The following is a 23,693-nucleotide window of genomic DNA, read 5'->3' on the forward strand; positions in this document are numbered from 1 at the left end:
TCATGTATAGCGCCGTCACGCGCAACATCGAAGTGCAGGTCAGGCCGTTCTATCTCGAGGACCGCTCGGATCCTTCGGAGAACCGCTATGTCTGGGGCTATCAGATAACGATCGACAACCAGTCGGACGAGTTCGTGCAGCTTGTGTCGCGTTATTGGCACATCACCGACGGCACCGGCCGGGTCGAGGAAGTGAGTGGGCCGGGCGTCGTCGGCGACCAGCCCGAACTCAATCCCGGCGACAGCTATCAGTATACGTCCGGCTGCCCGCTCTCGACGCCATCAGGGATCATGGTCGGCCGCTACACGATGCGCAACAAGCGCGGCGAGACCTTCGACATCGCCATCCCGGCATTTTCGCTCGACCTGCCGGGGACCAGGCGGACGGTGAATTAGCGTCTTTCTCCCCGTCCTGCGGGGAGAAAGACGCTTCCTTCATTGCGCCGCGAATTCCGCCGGGTCGAAGTCATATTGCTTCGAGCAGAACTCGCAGGCGACGTGGATGCCGCCATCCTCGGTGCTGTCCTTGATCTCCTGCGCGGAAAAACCCTCGAGGATGCCGCGGATCTTGTCGCGCGAGCATGAGCACTGGTCGGCGACGGGAACGCCGCCGAAGACGCGCACGCCATGCTCATGGAACAGGCGATAGAGCAGCCGTTCGGCGCCGATCGTCGGATCGATGAGTTCGGTCGGCTCGATGGTGCCGAGCAGCGCCAGCAATTCCTGCCAGGAATTGTCGGCCGGATCATGGATCTCCTCGCGCGGATCGCCATCGCCGCCGGGCAGGTCCGGAACGCGCATGCGCTCGGGCGATTGCGGCAGGAATTGCGCCAGGATGCCGCCGGCACGCCACTGCTCGCGCGCGCCGCCAGGGCCGGGCGTCAACAGCTTGGCCACCGACAGCCTGATATCGGTCGGGATCTGTTCCGACTGGCGGAAATAGGTGCGCGCGGCGTCTTCCAGCGTTTCGCCGTCGAGCTGAACGATGCCCTGGTAGCGCTGCGTGTGGGCGCCCTGGTCGATGGTCAGCGCCAGAACGCCGCTGCCGAGCAGCGTCTGCTGCGATGTCTCGCCGGCCGCGACCAAAGCCTCGAGCCGATCGGCGTCGAAGCGCGCATAGGCACGCAGCGCCGAGGGCGTGGAGAAGTCCGCCACCAGCATGTCGACCGGCCCATCGGTGCGGGTCTGCAGGATGAACTTGCCCTCGAACTTGAGCGAAGTGCCGAGCAGCACCGTCAGCACACAGGCTTCCGCCAGCAGGCGCGCGACCGGCTCGGGATAATCGTGGCGGCTCAGGATGGCGTCGAGCATCGGCCCGAGCTGGACCGTGCGGCCACGCACGTCGAGCGGGCCGACCTCGAAGGGCACGACGTGATCGTCGCCGGCGTAGCCGAACTCGCCGAGTTTGGGGTGGTGTTCAGTCACTTGATACGTTTCCAACATGACAAAGCTCCGGGGCAAGGCCATGCCGTCCTCTCGGGAGCATGCGTCCAAACGCGCTTGATTTGCGTGATGCGGCGCAGATAGGCATCGCGCCCCCGCAGATCAAGCGCCCAGACACTTCAAGCACCGAGACACTTCAAGCGCCAAGACACCAGGCAAGCACGGCCTTCTGGGCGTGGAGCCTGTTCTCGGCCTCGTCGAAGACCACCGAATGCGGGCCGTCGATGACTTCGTCGGTCACTTCCTCGCCGCGATGAGCAGGCAGGCAGTGCATGAACAATGCGTCGGGATTCGCCCTGGCCATCAGCTTGGCATTGACCTGATAGGGCGAGAACACGTTGTGGCCACGGGCGCGATGCTCCTGCCCCATCGACACCCAGCAATCGGTGACGATGCAGTCGGCCTGGTCGACGGCCTCCTCGGGCGAGCGGGTGAAGTGCAGCTTGCCGCCATTCGCCTGCGACCAGTCGATATGCTTCTGCGCCGGCTCGCTGCCTTCGGGCACGGCGACGTTAAGGTTGAAGCGGAACCGCGCCGACGCCTCGAGCAGCGAATGCAGCACATTGTTGCCGTCGCCGGTCCAGGCAATGGTCTTGCCGGCAACCGGACCGCGATGCTCCTCGAAGGTCATGATGTCGGCCATCAGCTGGCAGGGATGGGTATCGTCGGTCAGCCCGTTGATGACCGGAATGGTGGCGTTCTCGGTCAGCTCCAGCAGCCGTTCGTGCGAGGTGGTGCGGATCATGATGGCGTCGACATAACGCGACAGCACCTTGGCGGTGTCGGCGATGGTCTCGGAGCGGCCGAGCTGCATCTCGGTGCCGGTCAGCATGATGGTCTCGCCGCCAAGCTGGCGCATGCCGACGTCGAAGGACACCCGCGTGCGCGTCGACGGCTTGTCAAAGATCATGGCCAGCACCTTGCCTTCGAGCGGCTTCGAGCGCTCGCCGGCCTTGAGGCGCTCCTTGCGCGCCACCGCATCGGTCAGCATGAAGCGCAAATCGCCTTCGGAAACGGCGGAAAGATCGGTGAAGTGGCGAAGTGACATCGGCAACGGTTCCGGGATTTACTTCGCGGCGGCGGAGGCGATCGCCTCCACCAGGCCCTTGGCGCCGGCGCGGATGCGATCGAGCGCATCGTGGATCTCGCTATCGGTGACTGTGAGCGGCGGCAGCAGGCGGATGACGTTGTCGCCGGCCGGAACCGCCAGCAGGTGCTGGTCGCGCAAGGCCATGTTCACCTTGGCATTGGGCATGGCGCATTTGAGGCCGAGCATCAGCCCGGTGCCCCTGATGTCCTCGATGACCTCGGGAAATTCGTCGGCAACGGCGGCAAGTCCCTGCTTTATCAGCAGCGCCTTGCGCTGGACGTCCTCGAGGAAGCCCTCTTCGAGCACAACATCGAGTACGGCGTTGCCGACCGCCATGGCCAGCGGGTTGCCGCCGAAGGTGGTGCCGTGCACACCGGCGGTCATGCCGACGGCCGCTTCGTCGGTGGCAAGGCAGGCGCCCATCGGGAAGCCGCCGCCAATGCCCTTGGCAATGGCCATGATGTCGGGCGTGACGCCTGACCATTCATGCGCGAACAGCTTGCCGGTGCGGCCGATGCCGCACTGGACCTCGTCATAGATCAGCAGCAGGTCGTGCTGGTCGCAAAGCTGGCGCAGCCGCTTCAGCGATTGCGCAGGCACCGGGCGGATGCCGCCCTCGCCCTGCACCGGCTCGATCAGGATCGCGGCGGTCTCCGGGGTGATCGCCTTTTCGGCGGCATCGATGTCGTCGAAGCCGACCTGGTCGAAGCCTTCGACCTTGGGTCCGAACCCCTCGAGGTATTTGTACTGGCCACCGGCCGCGATGGTCGCCAGCGTGCGGCCGTGGAAAGCACCCTCGAAGGTGATGGTGCGGAAGCGCTCGGGATGGCCCTTGACAAAGTGGTAGCGCCGCGCCGTCTTGATCGCGCATTCCAGCGCCTCGGCGCCGGAGTTGGTGAAGAACACCTTGTCGGCGAAGGTGGCATCGGCCAGCCGCTCGCCAAGCCGGCTCTGCCCGGGAATCTCGTAAAGATTGGAAACGTGCCAGAGCTTGGCTGCCTGCTCGGTGAGGGCCGCGACCAGGTGCGGATGGCCGTGGCCAAGCGAATTGACTGCGATGCCGCCGGCGAAATCGAGATATCGCTCTCCCTTGTCGGTAACCAGCCAGGAGCCTTCCCCATGGTCGAAAGCCAGGGGTGCGCGAGAAAAGGTCTCGAAAAGCGCCGAACCGCTCATTATATGCTTCTCCGGTGCCGGAAAATCAAAAAAGCCGCCAAAGCGGCGGCCTTTGCGGCTTATCGTGTTTTTCGGCCATGAAGTCAACGAAAACGTCGCGTAGTGGCACGCGGCAAGCCCCCTGACAGGACGCCGGCTCATAAGAGAGCGGCAAGTTGGGGAAAACCGAAAAAACCGATTCGTGTTGCACTTGGGACTCTTGTCACCGAGTCAGCGCATAGAGTAGTTGTAGTCGAGAAATAACTAGATTTCGTGCGGCGGACCTAATCACCAGATATATGTGGTGTCTGCCCCAGCAGTGGTGCTGGGTCGGGAGTGGATTCTGATTGCCGCACGGTTAGCAGGAGCGCGGTCTCATGAACTGGACTGACGAGCGGGTCGAACTTCTCAGAAAACTGTGGTCGGAGGGTCTGAGCGCAAGCCAGATTGCTGCGCAGCTCGGAGGGGTCAGCCGCAATGCGGTCATCGGCAAGGTGCACCGGCTGAAACTGTCGGGCCGCGGGCGCGCAACTGCGGCGCCGGCACGCCAGAAGAAGACGGCGCAGGGATCGACCGTTCAGAAATCGGTGGCGCGGGCCGCAAGCGCATCACGTCACGTCACGACATCGATCGGCGCCACGGCCTTGCAGACCCAGTTCGACGCCGAACCGGTGGCGCGGCACTACATCCGGCCGGTCGAGAACGTCGTGGTACCGATCTCACGGCATCTGCAGCTCGTCGAGCTGACCGAGCGCACCTGCAAGTGGCCGAACGGCGATCCGCTTTCGGAAGACTTCAATTTCTGCGGCAACGAAGCCGCCGAAACCGGCCCTTACTGCAAATACCACGCCCGCGTCGCGTTCCAGCCGGCGGCGGAGCGGAGGCGCAATCGCTGAATAGCGAATAGCGAATAGCGGCGAACTAGGCTTTAGCGAAGAGGCAAGTCTGTTGTCCCTATTCGCTACTCGCTATTCCCTATTCGCTCTCTTCACAGCCACCCGTTCTTGCGAAACCGCCAGTACAGGACCGCGCAGATCAGCGCGATGGTGGCCAGTACCATCGGATAGCCATATTCCATCCTCAGTTCCGGCATGTCGGTGAAGTTCATGCCGTAGATGCCGGCGAAGGCGGTCGGCACGGCCAGGATGGCCGCCCATGAGGCGAGTTTCTTCGAGATCGCCGTTTCCTGGCTCTGACCGACCAGCAGGCTCGCCTCGAAGGCGAAAGCCAGCACCTCGCGCAGACTGTCGATCTTTTCCTGGACGGTCCGGATGTGGTCGGTCACGTCGCGGAACAGCGGGTGCATGGCGGAATGGATCTGCGGCAGGTCGGCACTGGTCAGCCGGCGGCAGACTTCCACCAGCGGCAGCGCTGCATTGCGCAGGCGCAAGAGATCGCGGCGCAGCATATAGAGGCGCTCGATGTCGGGGCCGGTCATCGGCTTCAAAAGGACCTTGTCCTCGATCGCCTCGACCTCGTCCTCGATCTGCTCGAGCACCGGCATGTAGTTGTCGACGATGAAATCGAGAATGGCATAGAGGACGAAATCCTCGCCCTTGGCCAGCGAATGCGGGCAGCTTTCCCAGTGCTGGCGCACGGCGGCATAGGACGTCGAAGGCCCGTGCCTGACGCTGACGATGTAGCCCGAGCCGACGAACAGATGCGTCTCGCCGAAGGTGACACGTCCTTCGATCAGCTGCGCGGTGCGGGCGACGATGAACAGCGCATCGCCATACTGTTCGATCTTGGGCCGCTGATGCGGATGTTCGGCATCCTCGATCGCCAGTTCGTGCAGATGAAATTGCGCCTGGACACGCGACAGGAGCTCCCGGTCGGGTTCAAGCAGCCCGATCCAGACGACGTGTCCCGACTTCTTGGCCCACTCGCCGGCTTCCTCGATCGGGATGTCGGCAATGCGACGCCCGGCGGTGTAGACGCCGGAGGCGATGATGCCTGACTGCGGCGGCGCGGGCTTGAACTCCCGGACATATTCCATCGCTGCCTCCCGAAAGCATTGCCTTCACTGGGGAACCAACCCGTCTGGCATCGGGATAGTTTAGCGCAATATGATCAAGCGTTCGAGCAAAAGTGCATTCACGTCGCCGACAGTGGCGGTGAAAGGCCGATCTTGTCCGTCTTGTCGCCCTTCGGCCGGTCCGCGGGCATCTGGTCGCCGGTGACGATGTAGTAGATGGTCTCGGCGATGTTGGTGGCGTGGTCGCCGATGCGCTCGATGTTCTTGGCGCAGAACAGGAGATGCGTGCAGGGCGTTATGTTGCGCGGATCTTCCATCATGTAGGTCAGCAATTCGCGAAACAGCGACGTGTACATGGCATCGATCTGGTCGTCGCGGTCGCGCACGAAACCGATCTTCTCGACCGAGCGCGACGCGTAGACGTCGAGAACTTCCTTGAGCTGGGTCAGCGCCAAATTGGCCAGGGCCTCCAGACCACGGAACAGGCTGGTCGGCTGGCGCCCGTCGGTGACGGCGACCACGCGCTTGGCGACGTTCTTGCCGAGGTCGCCGACCCGTTCGAGGTCGGCGGAAATGCGGATGGCGCCGACAATCTCGCGCAGGTCCGTCGCCATCGGCTGGCGCCTGGCGATGATGATGATCGCCTTGTCGTCGATCTCGCGCTGGCCCTCATCCAGCACCGCGTCATCGCGGATGACCTTCTGGGCCAGTCCCGGATCGGCGTTGACCAGGGCGGCGACCGCCTGCTCGACCATGCGTTCGGCATGGCCGCCCATCGCCGCGATGCGCTTCGACAGATATTTCAGTTCCTCGTCGTAGGCGCTCACTATGTGCACGGACTGCATGGACGAATGCCTTCCCACGGATGTCTTGAGTCGTTTCCTCGAATCCCCGCTGATACGCTAACCGGATGACAGAAAAAAGAAACGGCCTCTGGGAAAACTAGGGCAGCATCAGTGCGCCGGCAAATGAACAGAGAAGGCGGCGCCCTTGCCGACCTCCGACCTGATCGTCAGCCTGGCGTTGTGACGCGTCAGGATATGCTTGACGATCGACAGGCCGAGGCCTGTGCCTTTCTGAGTCCGGCTGGTCTCGACATCGATACGGTAGAAGCGCTCGGTGATGCGCGGAATGTGCTCCTCGGGGATGCCGGGGCCGAAATCCCTGATCGTCACGTCGATACCGGGTTCGGAACCGTCGTCACCGGGCGCGATCGACACCACGACGCGGCCGCCCGACTGGCCGTATTTGCAGGCGTTCTCCAGAAGGTTCTCGAAAACCTGGAACAGCTCGTCGCGGTCGCCCGGCACATCGAGCGGCCCGTCGGCGAAATCGCGCTCGATGACGACGTTGTTTTCGCGGGCCAGAGGGGCCAGGGAATCGATGACGCTGTCGACGGTCTGGCGCAGATCGACCTCGGTTCCCGGCTTCAGATAAGGCTTCATCTCCAGTCGCGACAGCGACAGGAGATCATCGATCAGGCGCGCCATGCGGCCAGTCTGGTTTTGCATGATCTGCAGGAATTGCTCGCGCGCCGCCGGATCGTTGCGGGCCGGTCCGCGCAGCGTTTCGATGAAGCCGGAGATCGAGGCCAGCGGAGTGCGCAATTCGTGGCTGGCATTGGCGATGAAGTCGGCGCGCATGCGGTCGATGCGACGCGTTTCGCTCTGGTCCTTGAACACGAGCACATAAAGATCGGTGCCGTGTCCGACCGAGGACGCGCTGACCCGGTAGGCGCGCTCGACCGGCAGTTTCTCGGTATAGTCGACGACATCCGAGGCGACATTGCCCGACAGCACGCCGTCCAGCAGGGCCTGCATTTCCGGCGCCCGGAATTTCAGCGATAGCGATATGCCCGGTGCAATCCCGCCAAAGGCGGCGAAGGCAGCGGCGTTGGCGTGGACGATGATGGCGGCATGGTCGAAGATGATGAGCGGGTCGGCGACGGCCGCCGCCAGATATTCGCCGGAGAGCCGCTGCAGGCCGATCGCTTCGATCGACGCCGCACCCTCAAAGGATTGGCGGACACCAGCCGTCGGCAACATCGCGGCCGCGAGCAGCAGGAGCAGCGCCGGCACCAGCACGTAAGCGGAAATACCCGCGAAGGCGATCAGAACCGCCACGACACCGGCCGCAAGCAGCCAGCGGCTGTTCCACAGCCTGACGGCCAGGGTCCGCGCCATGCCTTTCTGCTCTGCGTCCAGGTCTGTCATCCGCCCGCGTGCCCGCGCCTATGCCGTCCCCACCGGTCGTGCGGCGACGGAAACTTCCGCTGGACCGCTCCGGAGGCTCCCAATAGCATGAGTCCGGATGCTTAAAAGGGTTCGTCTCGATGAAAAAAGCCAACGAAGACTCCGCCGCGCCGACTTCGGGTCCGCTGAAAATCAGGATCGGCGGCAAGGAGCGGGAGTTCGATATCGAAAATCCCGAGCTTCCAGATTGGGTCGAGGACAACAAGCTGACCGCGGGCGGCTATCCCTACGACAAGAAAATGAAAAGCGATGAGTATGACGAGACGCTCGAGAAATTGCAGATCGAGCTGGTCAAGGCGCAGGCGTGGCTGCAGGCAACGGGCAAGCGGGTGATGGCGCTGTTCGAGGGCCGCGACGCCGCCGGCAAGGGCGGCACGATCTTCGTGGTGCGCCAGTACCTCAACCCACGCACGGCGCGCAACGTGGCGTTGACCAAGCCCACGCCCACCGAGCTCGGACAATGGTACTACCAGCGTTATGTCGACCATTTCCCGACGGCGGGCGAATTCGTCACCTTCGACCGTTCCTGGTACAATCGCGCCGGCGTCGAGCCGGTGATGGGGTTCTGCACGCCGCAACAGCACGAGAAGTTTCTCGACGAGACGCCGCATTTCGAGCGGATGATCGTCAATGACGACATCCACTTCTTCAAATTCTGGCTGAATATCGGCCGGGAAACGCAGCTCGAGCGCTTTCACGATCGCCGCTACAGCCCGCTGAAGAGCTGGAAGTTCTCGCCGATCGACATTGCCGGCATTACCAAATGGGACGATTACACCAAGGCGCGCGACACCATGTTCGAGCGCACCCACAAGGAATTCGCACCGTGGATCATCGTGCGGGCCAATGACAAGCGCCGTGCGCGGCTGGCGGTGATGCGGCGCATCCTGTTGTCGCTGCCCTATGAGGGGCGCGATCTCGATGTCGTCGGCAAGGAAGACAAGAAGATCATCGGCGAAGGGCCGTCATTCCTCGGCAAGGAAGGCTGATGCCTGCCGTGCCGCGTGACGTCCACGCGGCACGGCATTGTTGGCGATCCTCAGGCCGTGCCGCGTGGCGTCCACGCGGCACGGCATTCTTGGCGAGCGTTTCACGCTACGGGAATTGCTCAGGCCGCCAGCCTGGCGATGCGCTGCAATCGCCGCAGCGTGGCATCGTCCTGCAGCGCCTGCTGAAACAGCGATATCTCCTGGTCGATGCGGTCGCATAGCGCACCGGTGTTGCCCTTGAGCAGGCCGCGCGTCTGCAGCAAGGCGGCGACCGGCTTCTTGGCGAGCTGCCTTGCCCGGCCAAGTGTCGCTTCCTCGACGCCGTCGTGCACGATCTCGGCGACGAGGCCGAGCGCCCTGGCGTCCTCGGCGCGGAGCGTGTCGCCGAGGCAGAAGAAGCGGAAGGCGCCAGCATAGCCGAGCTTCTGCGGCGCCAGGATGCTGGTCGCAGCGTCCGGCACAAGGCCGAAATCGACGAACGGCACCCGGAACGTGCTCTTGCCGGAAGCAATCACCATGTCGCAATGGAACAGGATGGTGCAGCCGACGCCGACGGCATCGCCGTCGACGCAGGCCAGGATCGGTTTGGGAAACGTTGCCAGGGTGCGGAACATATCGGTGACCGCGGCGATCAGTTTCTGATGCTTGCTGGCATCGAGGAACTCTGAAAAATCGCCGCCGAGACAGAAGCAGCCGGCGAGGCCACGCAGCACGACGACACGCACTTCGTCATTGTCGGCGGCTTCGTGGAACGTCCTGGCAAGGCTTTCATAGGCTCGTCTGTCGAGCACCGGACGGCCGTCATTCGACGACACGGTGACGATCAGCGTGTGGTTGCGCAGTTCAGGTTGCGGGTGCATGGCGATTTCCGATCTCATGACGCCCGCCTTTGCCCGAACATGTCGGGATATCCCCGGGCCATGACCGGGGCATGGTGATTGCGGCGCGAACGCACCACGTCCAGCGTGTGCTCGTTGAAGGAGAGCAGCGTCGCCACGACCTGCTGGTTGCCGTAGGTGCGCTGATAACCCAGCGGCGTCGCCAGGAAATGCAGCTGCAACGCGCGCAGCACCCACATCGGCTCAAACTCGATGATCACCTTGTCGACGCCGCGCTTCAGGCCCCACTCGACGAAGCCGGCTATCAGTTCGGTGCCGACGGTCGAGACGCCACGACGGCCATCGCGAAATCCGGGAGCCACCGCATAGCGGGTCAATTCCCAGATGTTCGGGCCCGATGGCGGCGTGCCTTCGGAAAGGTCGGTCAAAACCTCGGTCAACAGATGCGGCCGCGTGGTCGGCAGCATCCTCTGATAGCCCGCGACTTCGTTGCCTCGGATGACGATCTGATGCACCGCCTCGTCATGATCGAACTGGTCGACCTCGAATCCGTCCGGGCGGCGCAGATCCTCCCACCCCATCTCCTCGACGAAAATCTGATAGCGTAGTCGATGGACCGCCTCCCAAAGGTCGGGGCGTTCCATCAATTCCTGGGTTGTAAGACAAAAAAGCATACTGCCGTCTCCTGTGTTCAAAGGATGATACGGCCGTGCTTTGATGAGAAAATTGCGTGATCACGTAGGCGGGAGTTCGATCACGTAGGCGGGAGTTCTAGGTCGGCACGGCCGACCTAACTAATGTAGCCGCGTCTTATCGCTTCGGCGACAGCCTGAACTCTGTTGACGGCACCGAGTTTGCTTTTGGCGTTAAGAAGATGTTTCTCCGACGTGTGTTCGGAGATGCCGAGGATTTGCGAGATCTCCCATTCGGACTTGCCGACGGCGGCCCATTGCAGGCATTCGCGTTCGCGTGGCGTCAACTCGACATGGTCGATGGTGTTGCCGGACATGGTGTGGAGTTGCATGGCGCGGCCAACCGCATAGGTCGAGACCAGCGACACCAGGCCGAACTCGGCCGCCGACAGCTCCACGGCCTCGCCGCCCAGCGACACCATGACGATCTGGCCGTCGAGCGTGATCAGCGGGAAGGCCAACCCGTCGCGCAGCTTGAACGCGCCGGCATCGCCCATCACTTCGCCGCTGCTCTTGTCGATGCGAATGTCCTGGGCGGCTTCGCGCCACTGGAAAGGTGCCTGCAACTGCTTCATGTGGCTGACCACGGGATCGTGATCGACATAGTTGCGCGCGACGTAGCGCTCCAGCCATTCGACAGGCCAGTCGCAAAGCAGCACGTGCTGCTTTTGCTGCCCGGCAGGCGTGCCTGGCTGCGGAACGGTTCCGGCCATCAGCGCGGTCAAACCGAAATCCGATGTTATGCCCAACAGTTTCTCACAGACCGCCGCCGCCGTTCCTGCGTGCTGCAGTTGGTCTATGTATTCCAGCGTACGATCAAATTGACCCATCGCAACATCAACCCCATGTTGCCTCATGCATTGAGACCGATGGTCCATGCATTGTCTGCACTTTGCCACCGACCGCCGATTGCAACGCGCCCGTTTCCGGTTGTGGTTCTCGACCCTGGTCCCCCAACCAGGGCAGCCACCGCTGTTTGCAAACACGCTAAAGCATATCCTGAAATCGGCGCGTTGAAATCAAAAACCATTGTGCCTGTACCATTTTCGTACCAAAACCGCTCCGAAGACGAGTGCGACGGAGTTCTATCGTGGCGTTCCAACGGAGGTTCCTGGTCCTGGCCTCGATGCTGATCGCGGTGCTGCCATTGGCTGGCGCGCGCGCGGCGGAACCGCAGGTGCCGGTGCTGTGGGACGCCAAGGAGCGGCTGCCCAAGCCGGACCTTTCCGCGCTGCCACGGCTGCGCTTCCTGACGACCACGGATTTTCCACCTTTCAATTTCCTCGACAGCTCGGGAAAATTGTCCGGTTTCCACATCGACCTGGCGCGCGCCATCTGCGCGGAACTCGGCATCGTCGACAAATGCCAGATCCAGGCCTTGCCATGGACCGAGCTCGAAGGGGCGCTCGAGAAAGGCGAAGGCGAAGCGATCATCGCCGGCATCGCCGCGACGCCGCAGTCGCGCCAGACATACGCCTTCTCGCGCTCCTACCTGCAGTTTCCGGCGCGTTTCATCATGCCCAAGAGCAAGGCATTGCTGGAACCTATCTTCGACAAACTGCGCGGCAAGCGCGTCGGCGTGATATCAGGCTCGGCACATGAGCGCATGCTGCGCGACTATTTCAGCACGGTCCAGGTCGTCACCTTCGACGGACCCGAAGCCCTCTACAGCAATCTCAAGGCGGGCAAGATCGACGCCGCCTTCGGCGACGGCATGCGTTTCGCCTTCTGGCTGGGCGGCTCGGACGCAGCAGGCTGCTGCCGCTTTGCCGGCGGCCCCTATCTGGCGCCCGAATATCTGGGCACGGGCATGGCCATCGCCACGCGGGCGGACGATCCGGCGCTGGCGGCGGCGCTGGATTACGCGCTGCAGGAAATTTCGATGAAAGGCACCTTTGCCGAATTCTATCTGCGCTATTTTCCGGTCAGTTTTTTCTGATCCGGTTCCGGTCAGTTTTTTCTAATCCGAACGGAATGCCGTCAGGTCAGTGTGCGCAGCCGTGCCTTGGCCGCGCGGCCGATGGCGGCGACGGTCAGCGTGTCGAGATCGAGCTCACGCCGGATCAGCTGCAGCACCCGCACTTCTTCCAAGCGCATTTCGAGATCGACGGCGGCCACTTCGAAGGCGGCGGCGTAGGCGGTGTCGCGCAGGCGCTCCGGCAAAGCCTCGCCAACCTGGGCCAGCACACCCTCGAGACCATCCTTTTCATGCAGCAGTTTCTGGCAAGCCTGGGCGACGGGAACCAGCCGGTCCTGATTGAAATCCTCGAACACCGGCCATGAGCGGACTACGTCGCCGATCCTGGCCAGTTCGACATCGGTCATGTCACGGTCGGAGGCCGAGGTGATGACCATCAGGTAGATCAGGGCTTCATGCGGGGACGGCGATGGCATTGTTTGCTCCTTGAACGGGCTTCGAAGGTAGGAACGTGCCCCAAGGGCCGCAAGGAAAAAGCGCCGCGCGCGTTGACGCTCCGGCCACGCGCGCCTAGAGACCGGTTGAAAATCGACACTTGCGGCCAGATCGCGAATTTGGCCGGCGCATAATTGGAAAACAGGACCATGGCGGGATCAAACATCATCGATCTCAATCCCGAACTGCTGGCGGCGGCGGCCGAAAGCAAGGCATGGCCGTTCGAGGAAGCCAAAAAGATCATCGAACGCTACAAGGGCGCCAACTTTCCCGAAACCATCCTGTTCGAGACCGGCTACGGACCATCCGGCCTGCCGCATATCGGCACGTTCGGCGAAGTGGCGCGCACCTCGATGGTGCGGCATGCGTTTCGTGTGCTGACGCAGGACAAGGTCGCGACCAAGCTGCTGTGCTTTTCCGACGACATGGACGGCATGCGCAAGATACCCGACAGCGTACCGGATCGGTCGGCGCTCGAGCCGCATCTGCACAAGCCACTGTCGTCGGTTCCCAATCCGTTCGGCGGCGACTATGCGAGCTTTGCCGACCACAACAATGCGATGCTGTGCCGCTTCCTGGACACGTTCGGCTTCGACTACGAATTCGCCAGTGCGACGCAGTACTACAAGTCAGGCCGTTTCGACGCGATGCTCAAGCGCGCCGCCGAGCGCTACGACCAGATCATGGCGGTGATGCTGCCGACGCTCGGACCGGAGCGGCAGGCGACCTACAGCCCGTTCCTGCCGATTTCCCCGAAGAGCGGGCGCGTACTTTACGTGCCCATGAAGCATGTCGACGCCGAGGCCGGCACCATCACCTTCGACGACGAGGGCACGGAGACGACGCTTTCGATCACCGGCGGCCGGGTGAAGCTACAGTGGAAGCCCGACTTCGGCATGCGCTGGGCAGCGCTTGGCGTCGATTTCGAGATGTTCGGCAAGGACCACCAGACCAATGCGGTGGTGTACGACCGCATCTGCAACATTCTGGGCGGGCGGGCGCCGGAGCATTTCGTCTACGAGCTGTTCCTGGACGAGAACGGCCAGAAGATCTCCAAGTCGAAGGGCAACGGGCTGACCATCGACCAATGGCTGACCTATGCGCCGACCGAGAGCCTCGGGCTCTACATGTACCAGCGGCCGCGGCAGGCGAAGAAGCTCTATTTCGACGTCATCCCGAGGGCGGTGGACGAGTATTACACCTTCCTTGGCGCCTACCCGCGCCAGGACTGGAAGGAACGGCTGGGCAACCCGGTCTGGCATATGCATGACGGCAACCCGCCGGCCATCGACATGCCGGTGCCGTTCTCGCTGCTGCTCAATCTGGTCAGCGCTTCCAATGCGCAGAACAAGGACGTGCTGTGGGGCTTCATTTCCCGCCATACAACGGGGGTAACGCCAAAGACGCATCCGGAGCTGGACCAACTGGTCGGCCATGCGATCCGCTATTTCGACGATTTCGTGAAGCCGACGAAGACCTTCCGCCCGGCCGACGAGATCGAGCGCGAAGCGCTGCTGGCCCTCGACAAAGCGCTTGGCGACTTGCCGGCGGACGCCGGTGGCGAAGCGATCCAGAACGCTTCGCTCAACGTGGCGCGCAAGATCGAGCGCTATCAGGACCATTCCAAGCAGAGCCCGGAGGGCGGCCCGGGCGTTTCGGGTGCCTTCTTCCAGATGATCTACCAGGTGCTCATCGGCCAGGAGCGCGGCCCGCGCTTCGGGTCGTTCGCAGCGCTCTACGGCGTCGCCGAGACCCGCGCGCTCATTCAGAAGGCGTTGGCGGGACAGCTGGCTTGAGGGCGCCGTCGACCTCTTCCAGGATCGAGCCCGGCGCCTGAGGCGCCGGGACAGGCGCGGCCGGCACCGCCGAGATGCCGGCAAGGTTCGGCGCCGATCCGAAAATACCCTTCTTTTCGATGCGGGCCTTTTCGCCGGCATCGACATAGGGTCCGCCCTTGGCGGCGCGCGCCCAGCCGTTCTCGACCAGCCATTGACCGATATCCTGCTTGCCGATCCGGCATTCCGCCGCGACCAGGTCGCGGCCGCCCTCGGGGGGCACGGTGCAGACCACGGCGCGGCCGCGCAGGAAGGCGCGGAACGCCGTGCGGGCGCGGATGCCGCATGGCCAGGATTTGCCATCCGTGTTGCAGGTCTCGTCCTGCCCGACAACGTCGATGCCGGAGACCGCGACCGAATAGCCCTTCGCCTCGATCAGGCCGGCGGCCGATGCGACCGGCTGAAACAGCTTCGTGCCGTTCCAGTCGTCAGGCATCTTCGGCTTGGGCGGTGTGGCAAGCGACAGCTTGCTCAACGGTTCGCGCGGTTCGATCCGCTCGAGTTCCCCGCTGGGCAGTTCCGGTGGCGCGACGACGGCGGGATCGATAGCCCTCGAATGCGGCGAAGGCGGCTTTGACGGTTGCGAGGGCGTGGGAAGAGCCGAGGTGGCCGGCTCTTCGGGCCCTGTACCTTGAGCGATCGTATCGGCGCCGGGATCGATCTGATCCACCGTAACAGTGCCTTCGCTTCCCTTTAGCGTGCGTCCGCCGACGACGACCAGAGCCGCCATCACCGGGACCATCAGAACCGCCAGGACGAGATGAGGGAACCGCATCGGCCGGACCTACTGGCTTGCCCAGACAATCCGCGCCACCCACTCGACCTCGCGCATGGAGATGTCGCGGTCGGGATGATCGGGATTGAGCGAGACCAGTGAAATCGACTTGACGGTCTGGCGTTCGAGCACCTTGGCCATCACCTCGCCGGCGGTGGTCTTGACGACGACGCGATCGCCCTTGCGGGTGGCCGCGCCCGGCTCGACGATGAGGACGTCGCCATTGCGGTAGAGCGGCAGCATGGAATCGCCCTGCACCTGCAGCGCATAGGAGCTCTCGGTCGATTGCGCCGGCAGTTCGACCAGATCCCAGCCCTGTCCCGCCGGGAAGCCGGCATCGTCGAAGAAGCCGCCGGCGCCGGCCTGGGCGAAACCGAGCAAAGGCACCGACCGTCTGCGGCCATCCCGGACATCATGGACAAGTCCGGCCCTGCCTTCGATCAGTCCGGTGAATTCGTCGAGCGAAGCCCCCGTCGCCTCGATGATCTTGGCCAGTGATTCGGTCGAGGGCCAGCGGGGCCGGCCATCCGACGACAGGCGTTTCGACTTGTTGAAGGCGGTCGAATCGAGCCCTGCGCGCCTTGCCAGACCCGAGGCCGAAAGCGAGTAGCGCTCGGCAAGAGCATCGATGGCAGCCCAGACACGGTCGTGCGAGAGCATGTCGTGCTCTCCTTCGAAACAGGAAAAAATGCCTTTTCCTTCTAGTCTTCGAATGCCGGTTTGTCCACCGGCGTGCAGCCGTGACGCGCGTTCCCGTCGGCCGGGCAAACTCCGACTGCGGGGATTAATCAGCCGCCTTGGCAAGGCTGCGCAAACCCTGGTGCGATGTCATGAAAATCCGCTCTTCCTGCGTTGGCGGTCGCGGATTTACAGCACGGCCAAGTGCGATCACAACCTCGTCAATGTCGAGGAAGCGTCGCGCTTTGCGGTCGTAGACGCCGGCCGTCGTCAGGATCAAGGCGGCCGTGTCGCCATTGTCGAGGACGAAGCGGTGCTTGCCGATGACCTGGGTGCCTTCCCAGGTCTCGATCGAGGACACCACCTCGAAACGGCGCCACAGCCTGATCTCGCGGGCATAGATCGCCTGCAGCCCGCCCATCATCGGCGCCCAGCCATTCTTCCGCGCCAGTCTGATGAGGCCGGCACGGACGAACAGGTCGATGCGGCCGAGATCGGCCAGCATCATGTAGCGTGCATTGTTGAGATGGACGTTGAAGTCGATATCGGTCGGCAGGCAGCGAAAGGCCAGCCGGCTTTCACCGCCCATCACGTAGGGGCCACGGCTTCGCGTCGTGGCCAGCATGCGCGCCATACGCGCCCAGACGTACATACCCTTACATCAGGCGGCCTGCTTCACGTCGCCCTTGGCGTAGGGGTCGAAGCGTTCGTAGAAGGTTTCGCCCTTCTCTGCCATGTCGAGCAGCAGCTTCGGCGCCTTGAACTCGGCCCCGTATTTCTTCTGCAGGCCCTTGGCGATCTTGACGAATTCCTTGGCACCAATGCCGTCGATGTAGGACAGCGCGCCGCCGGTGTAGGGCGCGAAACCGAAGGCCAGGATCGAGCCGACATCGGCTTCGCGCGGATCGGTGACGATCCCCTCCTCCATCACCCGCGCCGCTTCCAACGCGATGGTGACGAGCAGACGTTGCTGCAGCTCCTCATAGTCGACCTTCTCGGGTGCCAGCTGCGGATAGAGATCCTTGAGGCCCGGCCACAGCTTCTTCTTGGCGGGCTTGGCCGGATAGTCGTAAAAGCCCTTGCCGTTCTTGCGACCGAAGCGGCCATGGTCGTCGACCATGGTGTTGATCAGCGCCATCTGCTTGGGGTCGACAGCCTTGTCGCCGAGATCCCTGATGGTCTGCTTCATGATCTTCTGGGCAAGGTCGATGGCCGTCTCGTCGGTCAGCGCCAGCGGCCCAACCGGCATGCCGGCTGCCTTGGCCGCATTCTCGATCATCGGCGCGGGCACGCCTTCGATCAGCATCTTGTAGGCTTCCGACATGTAGCGCAGCACGCAGCGGTTGACGTAGAAGCCGCGCGTGTCGTTGACGACAATCGGCGTCTTCTTGATGGCGCGGACGAAGTCGATCGCCGTCGCCAGCGCCTTGTCGCCGGTCTTCTTGCCCAAGATGATCTCGACCAGCATCATCTTGTCGACCGGCGAGAAGAAATGGATGCCGATGAAGTTCTTCGGCCGCGCCGAATTCTTGGCCAGACCGGTGATCGGGATGGTCGAGGTGTTGGACGCGAAGATCGCCGACGATTTCAGCACCGCCTCCGCCTGTTCGGTGGCGGCCTTCTTGACGGCGGAATCCTCGAACACCGCCTCGACCACCAGATCGCAGCCGGCAAGGTCGGCATAGTCGGCCGTCGGCGTGATCAGCGACAAAAGCTTGTCACGCTCCTCGGGCTTGGCGCGACCCTTCTTGACCTGATCGGAGACCAGGCTGTCGGAATGCGCCTTGCCCTTCTGCGCCGACTCCATATCGCGGTCGAGCAGCACCACCGGGATGCCGGCCTTGGCCGTGACATAGGCGATGCCGGCGCCCATGAAGCCGGCGCCGAGAATGCCGATCTTCCTGAATTTGGTTTCCGGCACGCCGGCCGGGCGGCGGGCGCCCTTGTTCAGTTCCTGCAGCGACACGAACAGCGAGCGGATCATCGCAGCCGCTTCCTTGGTCTGCATGATCTCGGTGAAATAGCGCTGTTCGATCCTGAGCGCGGTGTCGAACGGCACCAGCAGGCCTTCATAGACGCATTTCAGGATCGCGGCGGCTGCCGGATAATTGCCATAGGTCTCGCGACGCAGGATGGCGATGGCTGGCGGCCACAGGTTGAAGCCGGCGGGTGTATAGATCTGGCCGCCAGGCAGCTTGAAGCCCTTCTCGTCCCACGGCGCCACCGGCTTGAGGCCGTTCCTGATCATCGCCTTGGCGGTCTCGACCAGCCTGGCCGGCTCGGCGATCTCGTGGATAAGGCCCATCGACTTCGCCTTCTGCGGCGACAGCGTCTGGCCGGAGGTCAGCATCTGCAGCGCCTGCTGCTGATCGGTCAGCCGCGGCACGCGCTGGGTGCCGCCGGCGCCGGGGAAGATTCCGATCTTGACCTCGGGAAGCGCCATCCTGACCCTATCAGAGTCGGCTGCTACGCGGCCGTGGCAGGCGAGCGACAGCTCGAAAGCGCCACCCATGCAGGTGCCGTTGATCGCCGAAACCCACGGCTTGCCTGAGGTCTCCAGCTTGCGGAACAGGCCGGTCATATAACCGGCATTCTCGAACAGCGTCTTGGTCGCCATTTCGGCATCCTTGCCCTTGTCCGTGGCGAAAGTCGCCAGCATCTTCTGCAGCATGGTGATGTCGGCGCCGCCGGAGAACGTGTCCTTGCCGGAGGTGATCACCGCGCCCTTGATGGCGGCATCGCCGGCCACATGATCGACAATGGCGTTCAACTCGCGCATCACCTCTTCGGTGAAGACGTTCATCGAGCGGTCCGGGCTGTTCCAGGTGACCAGCGCGATGCCATCGGCGTCGATGTCGAGGGTGAAATTGGTGTAGCTCATCTTCTCTCTCCCCGTCAGACGCGTTCGATGATGGTTGCCGTGCCCATGCCGGCGCCGATGCACAAGGTCACCAGCGCGGTGTTGAGGTCACGGCGCTCGAGTTCGTCCAGCACCGTGCCGAGGATCATCGCGCCGGTGGCACCGAGCGGATGGCCCATGGCGATGGCGCCGCCATTGACGTTGATCTTGTCGTGCGGGATGTCGAAAGCCTGCATGTAGCGCAGCACCACCGAGGCAAAAGCCTCGTTGAGTTCGAACAGGTCGATGTCGGACAGCTTCATCTTGGCGCGCTTCAACAGCTTCTCGGTGACATCGACCGGACCGGTCAGCATCAGCACCGGCTCGGAGCCGATGTTGGCGAAGGTGCGGATGCGCGCGCGCGGCTTCAGCCCCATGGTTTTCCCGGCCCTCTTCGAACCGAGCAGCACAGCCGCCGCGCCATCGACGATGCCGGACGAATTGCCGGCATGGTGGACGTGGTTGACCTCTTCCACCTCGGGATGCTTCTGCACCGCGACCGCATCGAAGCCGCCCATTTCGCCGGGCATGACGAAGGACGGAGTGAGCGAGGCCAGCGACTGCATGTCCGTCGACGGCCGCATATGCTCGTCATGGTCGAGGATGGTCAGGCCGTTCTGGTCCTTGATCGGGATGACGGAGTTCTTGAAGCGGCCATCGGCCCAGGATTTGGCGGCACGCTTCTGGCTCTCGACGGCGTAGGCGTCGACGTCGTCACGGGAGAAGCCGTATTTGGTGGCGATGAGGTCGGCCGAGATGCCTTGCGGCACGAACCAGCCGGGCAGGCCGACCGAGGGGTCCATGAACCAGGCGCCGCCCGAGGCGCCCATGCCGACGCGCGACATGGATTCGACACCGCCGGCGACGACGATCTCGTCGGCGCCCTGGGCGATCTTGGCGGCGCCGAAATTGATGGCGTCGAGGCCCGAGGCGCAGAAGCGCGAGATCTGCATGCCCGGTGCCTTGTCGTCGTAGCCGGCCTCGAAGGCGGCGGCGCGCGGAATGACCGAGCCGGCCTCGCCGACCGGGTCGACGCAGCCGAAGATGATGTCGTCGACATTGCCGGTATCCAGCCCATTGCGGTCACGCAAAGCCTCGAGCGTCTTGGCGGCAAGCCGTACCGCCGGCACCTCGTGCAGCGACCCGTCCTTCTTGCCCTTGCCGCGCGGCGTGCGCACCGCGTCATAGACATAAGCGTCAGCCATTTTTCTGCTCCTTGGGTTCGCCGGTCGTCGCTCTCAGAGCGAGCGGCCGATCAGCAATTTCATGATCTCGTTGGTGCCGCCATAGATGCGCTGGACACGGGCGTCGCGGAACATGCGGGCGATCGGATATTCATTCATGTAGCCATAGCCGCCATGCAATTGAAGGCATTCGTCGACGACTTTTCCCTGCAGGTCGCTGAGCCAGTATTTGGCCATCGACGCCGTCACCGGATCGAGGCCGCCATTGATGTGGCGGGCGACGCAATCATTGTAGAAGACGCGGCCGATGGTGGCCTCGGTCTTGAGTTCGGCCAGCTTGAACTGGGTGTTCTGGAAGTCGATGATCGCCTTGCCGAACGCTTTGCGCTCCTTGACGTAGTCGATGGTCAGCGCCAGCGCCCGCTCGATCATGGCGATGGCGCCGGTGCCGATCTGCAGCCGCTCCTGCGGCAGTTGCTGCATCAGCTGGATGAAGCCCTGCCCTTCCTCATGGCCAAGCAGGTTGGAGGTCGGCACGCGCACATCGTTGAAGAACAGCTCCGACGTGTCGTTGGCCTTCAGCCCGATCTTGTCGAGGTTTCGGCCGCGCTCGAAACCTTCCACTTCATCTGTTTCGACGACGATCAGCGAGGTGCCCTTGGCACCCTTTTCCGGATCGGTCTTGGTGACGACGATGATGAAGTTGGCGAGCTGGCCGTTGGTGATGAAGGTCTTGGAACCGTTGATCTTGTATTGGTTGCCATCCTTCTGCGCCCGCGTCTTGACGCCTTGCAGGTCGGAGCCGGCGCCCGGTTCGGTCATGGCGATAGCGCCGATCAGTTCGCCGGTCGCCAGCTTCGGCAGCCACTTCTTCTTCTGCTCTTCCGAGCCGTAGTGGAGGATGTAGGGGGCGACGATCGAATTGTGCAGGCCGATGCCGAAGCCGTCGACGCCGACATGGCCGATGGCCTCGATGATGGCGCTTTCATGCGCGAAGGTCCCGCCCGAGCCGCCATACTCTTCCGGCATCGAGGCACAGAGCAGACCGGCGGCTCCCGCCTTCAGCCAGCTTTCGCGGTCAACCATCTCGTTCTTCTCGAACTCGTCGTAACGCGGCGCGATCTCCTCCGACATGAAGCGGACCGCCATGTCGTAGAGCATGCCGACCTCGTCCGCCGCCCAGGCGGGTTTCGGCAAAGAAAGCACTTCAGCTGGATTTGTCATGCCGTTTCTCCCGCGCCGACGTCCCCCTCCCCCTCGAGGGGAGGGTGGCCGCGAAGCGGTCGGGTGGGGTCGCCGATGACGTGCTCGACCTTATCTTCGAAACTGACGCGGGTTTGGGGCATTGCGATCATTCTCCTCCCAAAGCGCCAACCAGCCGGCGCACTGCACGCAGGACCCCTCCCGGCCCTTCGGGCCACCCTCCCCTCAAGGGGGAGGGGGACGCCGGCCATTTCTAGAACGCTTCCGCAGGCAGCGCCATTAGCGTGTCCGCACCACTGGAAATGCGGGCCAGATGTGCCGATGTCTCCGGCATGATCCGCTCCATGAAGAAGCGCGCCGTCACCACCTTGTTGTCGTAGAAGGACTGGGAACCGTTGGCGCCGGTCTTACCCTGTGCTGCCTTGGCCATCAGCGCCCACATGTAGCCCAGCGCCACGAGGCCGAAGAGATGCATGTAGTCGGTCGAGGCGGCTCCGGCATTGTCAGGCTTGGCCATGCCGTTCTGCAGCAGCCACATGGTCGCCGCCTGCAAATCGTTGAGACCCTTCTTCAACGCCTTGGTGAAGGGCGCCATCTTTTCGTCGGCGCGGTTTTCCTCGCAGAATTCGCCGACTTCCTTGAAGAAAGCCTGCACGGCGCGGCCGCCGTTCAGGCCGAGCTTGCGGCCGACGAGGTCGAGCGCCTGGATGCCGTTGGCACCTTCATAGATCATGGCGATGCGGGCATCGCGCACGAACTGGCTCATGCCGTGCTCCTCGATGTAGCCGTGGCCGCCGAACACCTGCTGCGCCATGACGGCGTGGTCGAAACCCTTGTCGGTGAGCACGCCCTTGACCACCGGTGTCATCAGGCCGGTGTAGTCGTCAGCCGCCTGGCGATCCTTGTCGTCGCCCGAGCGGTGGGCGACATCGGATTTGATCGCCGTCCACAGCGCCAGCGCGCGGCCAGCCTCATTGAAGGCCCTCATGGTCATCAGCGAGCGGCGGATGTCGGGATGGACGATGATCGGGTCGGCCTTCTTGTCGGGCGCCTTCGGCCCCGACAGCGAGCGGCCCTGCAAACGGTCCTTGGCGTAGGCGACGGCGTTCTGGTAGGCGATCTCGGAGAGCGACAGCCCCTGCAGGCCGACACCGAGCCGTGCCTCGTTCATCATCGTGAACATGGCCTTCAAACCGCCATTGGCCTCGCCGAGCAACGTACCTTCGGCCTCGTCATAATTCATGACGCAGGTCGAATTGCCGTGGATGCCCATCTTCTCCTCGATCGAACCGCAGGAGAGGGTGTTGCGCTCGCCCGGATTGCCTGATGCATCGAGCTTGTGCTTCGGCACGATGAACAGCGAGATGCCCTTGACGCCTTCCGGCGCGCCCTCGATGCGGGCCAGCACCAGATGGACGATGTTGTCCGACATGTCGTGCTCGCCGGCCGAGATGAATATCTTCTGGCCCGAGATCTTGTAGGTGCCATCGCCATTCGGCACCGCCTTGGTGCGCAGCAGGCCGAGATCGGTGCCGCAATGCGGCTCGGTCAGGTTCATGGTGCCGGTCCAGGCGCCCTCGACCATCCTGGGCAGCCATTTGGCCTTCTGCTCATCGGTGCCATGGGTGATGATCGCCGCGATCGCGCCCTGCGTCAGGCCCGGATACATCATCAGCGACATGTTGGCCGATACCATGTATTCGGCAACCGCCGTGTGCACGGCGTAGGGCAAGCCCTGGCCGCCGAACTCGACCGGTGCGGCTAGCCCCATCCAGCCGCCTTCGCGGTACTGGTCGAAAGCTTCCTTGAAGCCCTTGGGCGTCGTCACCGAGCCATCGTCGTGACGGACGCAGCCCTCCATATCGCCGACACGGTTGAGCGGGTGCATGACGTTTTCGGCAAGCTTGGCGCCTTCCGCGAGGATCGCCTCCAGCACGTCGGGCGTGGCATCCGCAAATCCGGGAAGGTTCGAATAGCGCTGGTAGCCCAGCACCTCGTTCAACACGAACAGCGTATCCTGGACCGGTGCCCTGTAGATCGGCATGCTTTTCCTCCACCCTGCAAACCTGGTCCGGAAGCCCCCAAATTCGCGTCAGGGCAGCATGCGGACCTGTGTTGAAGGCGGGATAGCAAAAATTGACGTTTGCGTAAACGTCAATTTCTTCGATGCGACAAGATTTCCGCCCTCTGCTTGCGAGGAGCCTAGCGGTACGGCGGCGCGCCGGCCGGTGCCCGGCAAGCCGAAGATAAGGCGTTGGCAGGCCTGACGGCA

Annotated in this window: 22 protein-coding genes; 5 read left to right on the forward strand and 17 right to left on the reverse strand. The window is 63.3% G+C overall.

Going from position 1 to position 23,693, the window contains the following annotated elements; genetic code table 11:
• Positions 1–2: 2 nt before the first annotated feature.
• The gene (gene apaG, locus FJ978_RS02670; protein ID WP_140569954.1) at positions 3–395 is read left to right on the forward strand and encodes a Co2+/Mg2+ efflux protein ApaG; all 393 of its coding nucleotides are present in this window, start codon (positions 3–5) and stop codon (positions 393–395) included.
• A gap of 39 nt (positions 396–434) precedes the next feature.
• Here apaG and FJ978_RS02675 read toward each other — a convergent pair whose 3' ends face one another.
• The 3 genes from FJ978_RS02675 to FJ978_RS02685 all read right to left on the reverse strand — a co-directional run bounded on the left by FJ978_RS02675 (position 435) and on the right by FJ978_RS02685 (position 3,708).
• A complete protein-coding gene (locus tag FJ978_RS02675) occupies positions 435–1,466 on the reverse strand; it encodes an Hsp33 family molecular chaperone (RefSeq protein WP_140569957.1) in 1,032 nt (343 codons plus the stop codon).
• A gap of 112 nt (positions 1,467–1,578) precedes the next feature.
• Entirely contained in the window at positions 1,579–2,490 is a 912-nt protein-coding gene (gene argF / locus FJ978_RS02680; RefSeq protein WP_140569960.1) for an ornithine carbamoyltransferase, read from the reverse strand.
• An 18-nt stretch (positions 2,491–2,508) separates the two neighbouring features.
• Positions 2,509–3,708 (reverse strand): aspartate aminotransferase family protein, encoded by a 1,200-nt coding sequence (locus FJ978_RS02685; RefSeq protein WP_140569963.1) that lies wholly within the window; start codon positions 3,706–3,708, stop codon positions 2,509–2,511.
• A 356-nt stretch (positions 3,709–4,064) separates the two neighbouring features.
• Between FJ978_RS02685 and FJ978_RS02690 the strand changes: the two genes are divergently transcribed.
• On the forward strand, positions 4,065–4,583 hold the full coding sequence (locus FJ978_RS02690) for a GcrA family cell cycle regulator (RefSeq protein WP_023777200.1): 519 nt from the start codon (positions 4,065–4,067) through the stop codon (positions 4,581–4,583).
• 92 nt (positions 4,584–4,675) lie between these two features.
• On the opposite strand, the gene FJ978_RS02695 is transcribed toward FJ978_RS02690, so the two are convergent.
• The 3 genes from FJ978_RS02695 to FJ978_RS02705 form a co-directional block, all read right to left on the reverse strand.
• Positions 4,676–5,683, reverse strand: a complete 1,008-nt coding sequence (locus FJ978_RS02695; RefSeq protein ID WP_013897272.1) for a magnesium and cobalt transport protein CorA — start codon at positions 5,681–5,683, stop codon at positions 4,676–4,678.
• Between the two features lie 98 nt (positions 5,684–5,781).
• On the reverse strand, positions 5,782–6,507 hold the full coding sequence (phoU, locus tag FJ978_RS02700) for a phosphate signaling complex protein PhoU (protein ID WP_140569966.1): 726 nt from the start codon (positions 6,505–6,507) through the stop codon (positions 5,782–5,784).
• 108 nt (positions 6,508–6,615) lie between these two features.
• Positions 6,616–7,875, reverse strand: a complete 1,260-nt coding sequence (locus FJ978_RS02705; RefSeq protein WP_041164440.1) for an ATP-binding protein — start codon at positions 7,873–7,875, stop codon at positions 6,616–6,618.
• A 119-nt stretch (positions 7,876–7,994) separates the two neighbouring features.
• On the opposite strand from FJ978_RS02705, the gene ppk2 reads away from it, so the two are divergent.
• Positions 7,995–8,903: a polyphosphate kinase 2 gene (gene ppk2 / locus FJ978_RS02710; RefSeq protein WP_140569969.1), complete on the forward strand. Its 909-nt coding sequence runs from the start codon at positions 7,995–7,997 to the stop codon at positions 8,901–8,903.
• Between the two features lie 119 nt (positions 8,904–9,022).
• Here ppk2 and FJ978_RS02715 read toward each other — a convergent pair whose 3' ends face one another.
• From FJ978_RS02715 to FJ978_RS02725, 3 genes are all read right to left on the reverse strand, one after another.
• Positions 9,023–9,781, reverse strand: coding sequence for an enoyl-CoA hydratase-related protein (locus FJ978_RS02715; protein ID WP_013897276.1), 759 nt, complete (start codon positions 9,779–9,781; stop codon positions 9,023–9,025).
• A complete protein-coding gene (locus FJ978_RS02720) occupies positions 9,778–10,416 on the reverse strand; it encodes an acyl-homoserine-lactone synthase (protein ID WP_013897277.1) in 639 nt (212 codons plus the stop codon). Before FJ978_RS02720 ends, FJ978_RS02715 begins: the two co-directional genes overlap by 4 nt.
• A 116-nt stretch (positions 10,417–10,532) precedes the next feature.
• Complete coding sequence (locus FJ978_RS02725; protein WP_013897278.1) at positions 10,533–11,264, reverse strand: LuxR family transcriptional regulator; 732 nt, start codon at positions 11,262–11,264, stop codon at positions 10,533–10,535.
• Positions 11,265–11,524: 260 nt separating this feature from the next.
• Here FJ978_RS02725 and FJ978_RS02730 point away from each other — a divergent pair, with 260 nt between their 5' ends.
• Positions 11,525–12,373 (forward strand): transporter substrate-binding domain-containing protein, encoded by an 849-nt coding sequence (locus tag FJ978_RS02730; protein WP_140569972.1) that lies wholly within the window; start codon positions 11,525–11,527, stop codon positions 12,371–12,373.
• A 41-nt stretch (positions 12,374–12,414) separates the two neighbouring features.
• Here FJ978_RS02730 and FJ978_RS02735 read toward each other — a convergent pair whose 3' ends face one another.
• The gene (locus FJ978_RS02735; RefSeq protein ID WP_140569974.1) at positions 12,415–12,828 is read right to left on the reverse strand and encodes a tellurite resistance TerB family protein; all 414 of its coding nucleotides are present in this window, start codon (positions 12,826–12,828) and stop codon (positions 12,415–12,417) included.
• Between the two features lie 168 nt (positions 12,829–12,996).
• Here FJ978_RS02735 and FJ978_RS02740 point away from each other — a divergent pair, with 168 nt between their 5' ends.
• Positions 12,997–14,643: a lysine--tRNA ligase gene (locus tag FJ978_RS02740; RefSeq protein ID WP_140569977.1), complete on the forward strand. Its 1,647-nt coding sequence runs from the start codon at positions 12,997–12,999 to the stop codon at positions 14,641–14,643.
• On the opposite strand, the gene FJ978_RS02745 is transcribed toward FJ978_RS02740, so the two are convergent.
• The 7 genes from FJ978_RS02745 to FJ978_RS02775 all read right to left on the reverse strand — a co-directional run bounded on the left by FJ978_RS02745 (position 14,609) and on the right by FJ978_RS02775 (position 23,465).
• Positions 14,609–15,457, reverse strand: coding sequence for a thermonuclease family protein (locus tag FJ978_RS02745; protein WP_348640300.1), 849 nt, complete (start codon positions 15,455–15,457; stop codon positions 14,609–14,611). The genes FJ978_RS02740 and FJ978_RS02745 overlap by 35 nt on opposite strands.
• A 9-nt stretch (positions 15,458–15,466) precedes the next feature.
• Entirely contained in the window at positions 15,467–16,117 is a 651-nt protein-coding gene (locus tag FJ978_RS02750) for a helix-turn-helix transcriptional regulator (RefSeq protein ID WP_140569983.1), read from the reverse strand.
• Positions 16,118–16,241: 124 nt separating this feature from the next.
• Entirely contained in the window at positions 16,242–16,787 is a 546-nt protein-coding gene (locus tag FJ978_RS02755) for a thioesterase family protein (protein WP_140569985.1), read from the reverse strand.
• Between the two features lie 9 nt (positions 16,788–16,796).
• On the reverse strand, positions 16,797–19,016 hold the full coding sequence (locus FJ978_RS02760) for a 3-hydroxyacyl-CoA dehydrogenase NAD-binding domain-containing protein (RefSeq protein WP_140569989.1): 2,220 nt from the start codon (positions 19,014–19,016) through the stop codon (positions 16,797–16,799).
• A 14-nt stretch (positions 19,017–19,030) separates the two neighbouring features.
• Positions 19,031–20,239: an acetyl-CoA C-acetyltransferase gene (locus FJ978_RS02765; protein WP_140569992.1), complete on the reverse strand. Its 1,209-nt coding sequence runs from the start codon at positions 20,237–20,239 to the stop codon at positions 19,031–19,033.
• Between the two features lie 33 nt (positions 20,240–20,272).
• Entirely contained in the window at positions 20,273–21,442 is a 1,170-nt protein-coding gene (locus FJ978_RS02770) for an acyl-CoA dehydrogenase family protein (protein ID WP_140569995.1), read from the reverse strand.
• A 232-nt stretch (positions 21,443–21,674) separates the two neighbouring features.
• Complete coding sequence (locus FJ978_RS02775) at positions 21,675–23,465, reverse strand: acyl-CoA dehydrogenase (RefSeq protein WP_140569999.1); 1,791 nt, start codon at positions 23,463–23,465, stop codon at positions 21,675–21,677.
• Between the last annotated feature and the right edge of the window lie 228 nt (positions 23,466–23,693).

The organism is Mesorhizobium sp. B1-1-7, assembly GCF_006442705.1.
In the GTDB taxonomy this organism is placed as follows: Bacteria; Pseudomonadota; Alphaproteobacteria; order Rhizobiales; family Rhizobiaceae; genus Mesorhizobium; species Mesorhizobium opportunistum.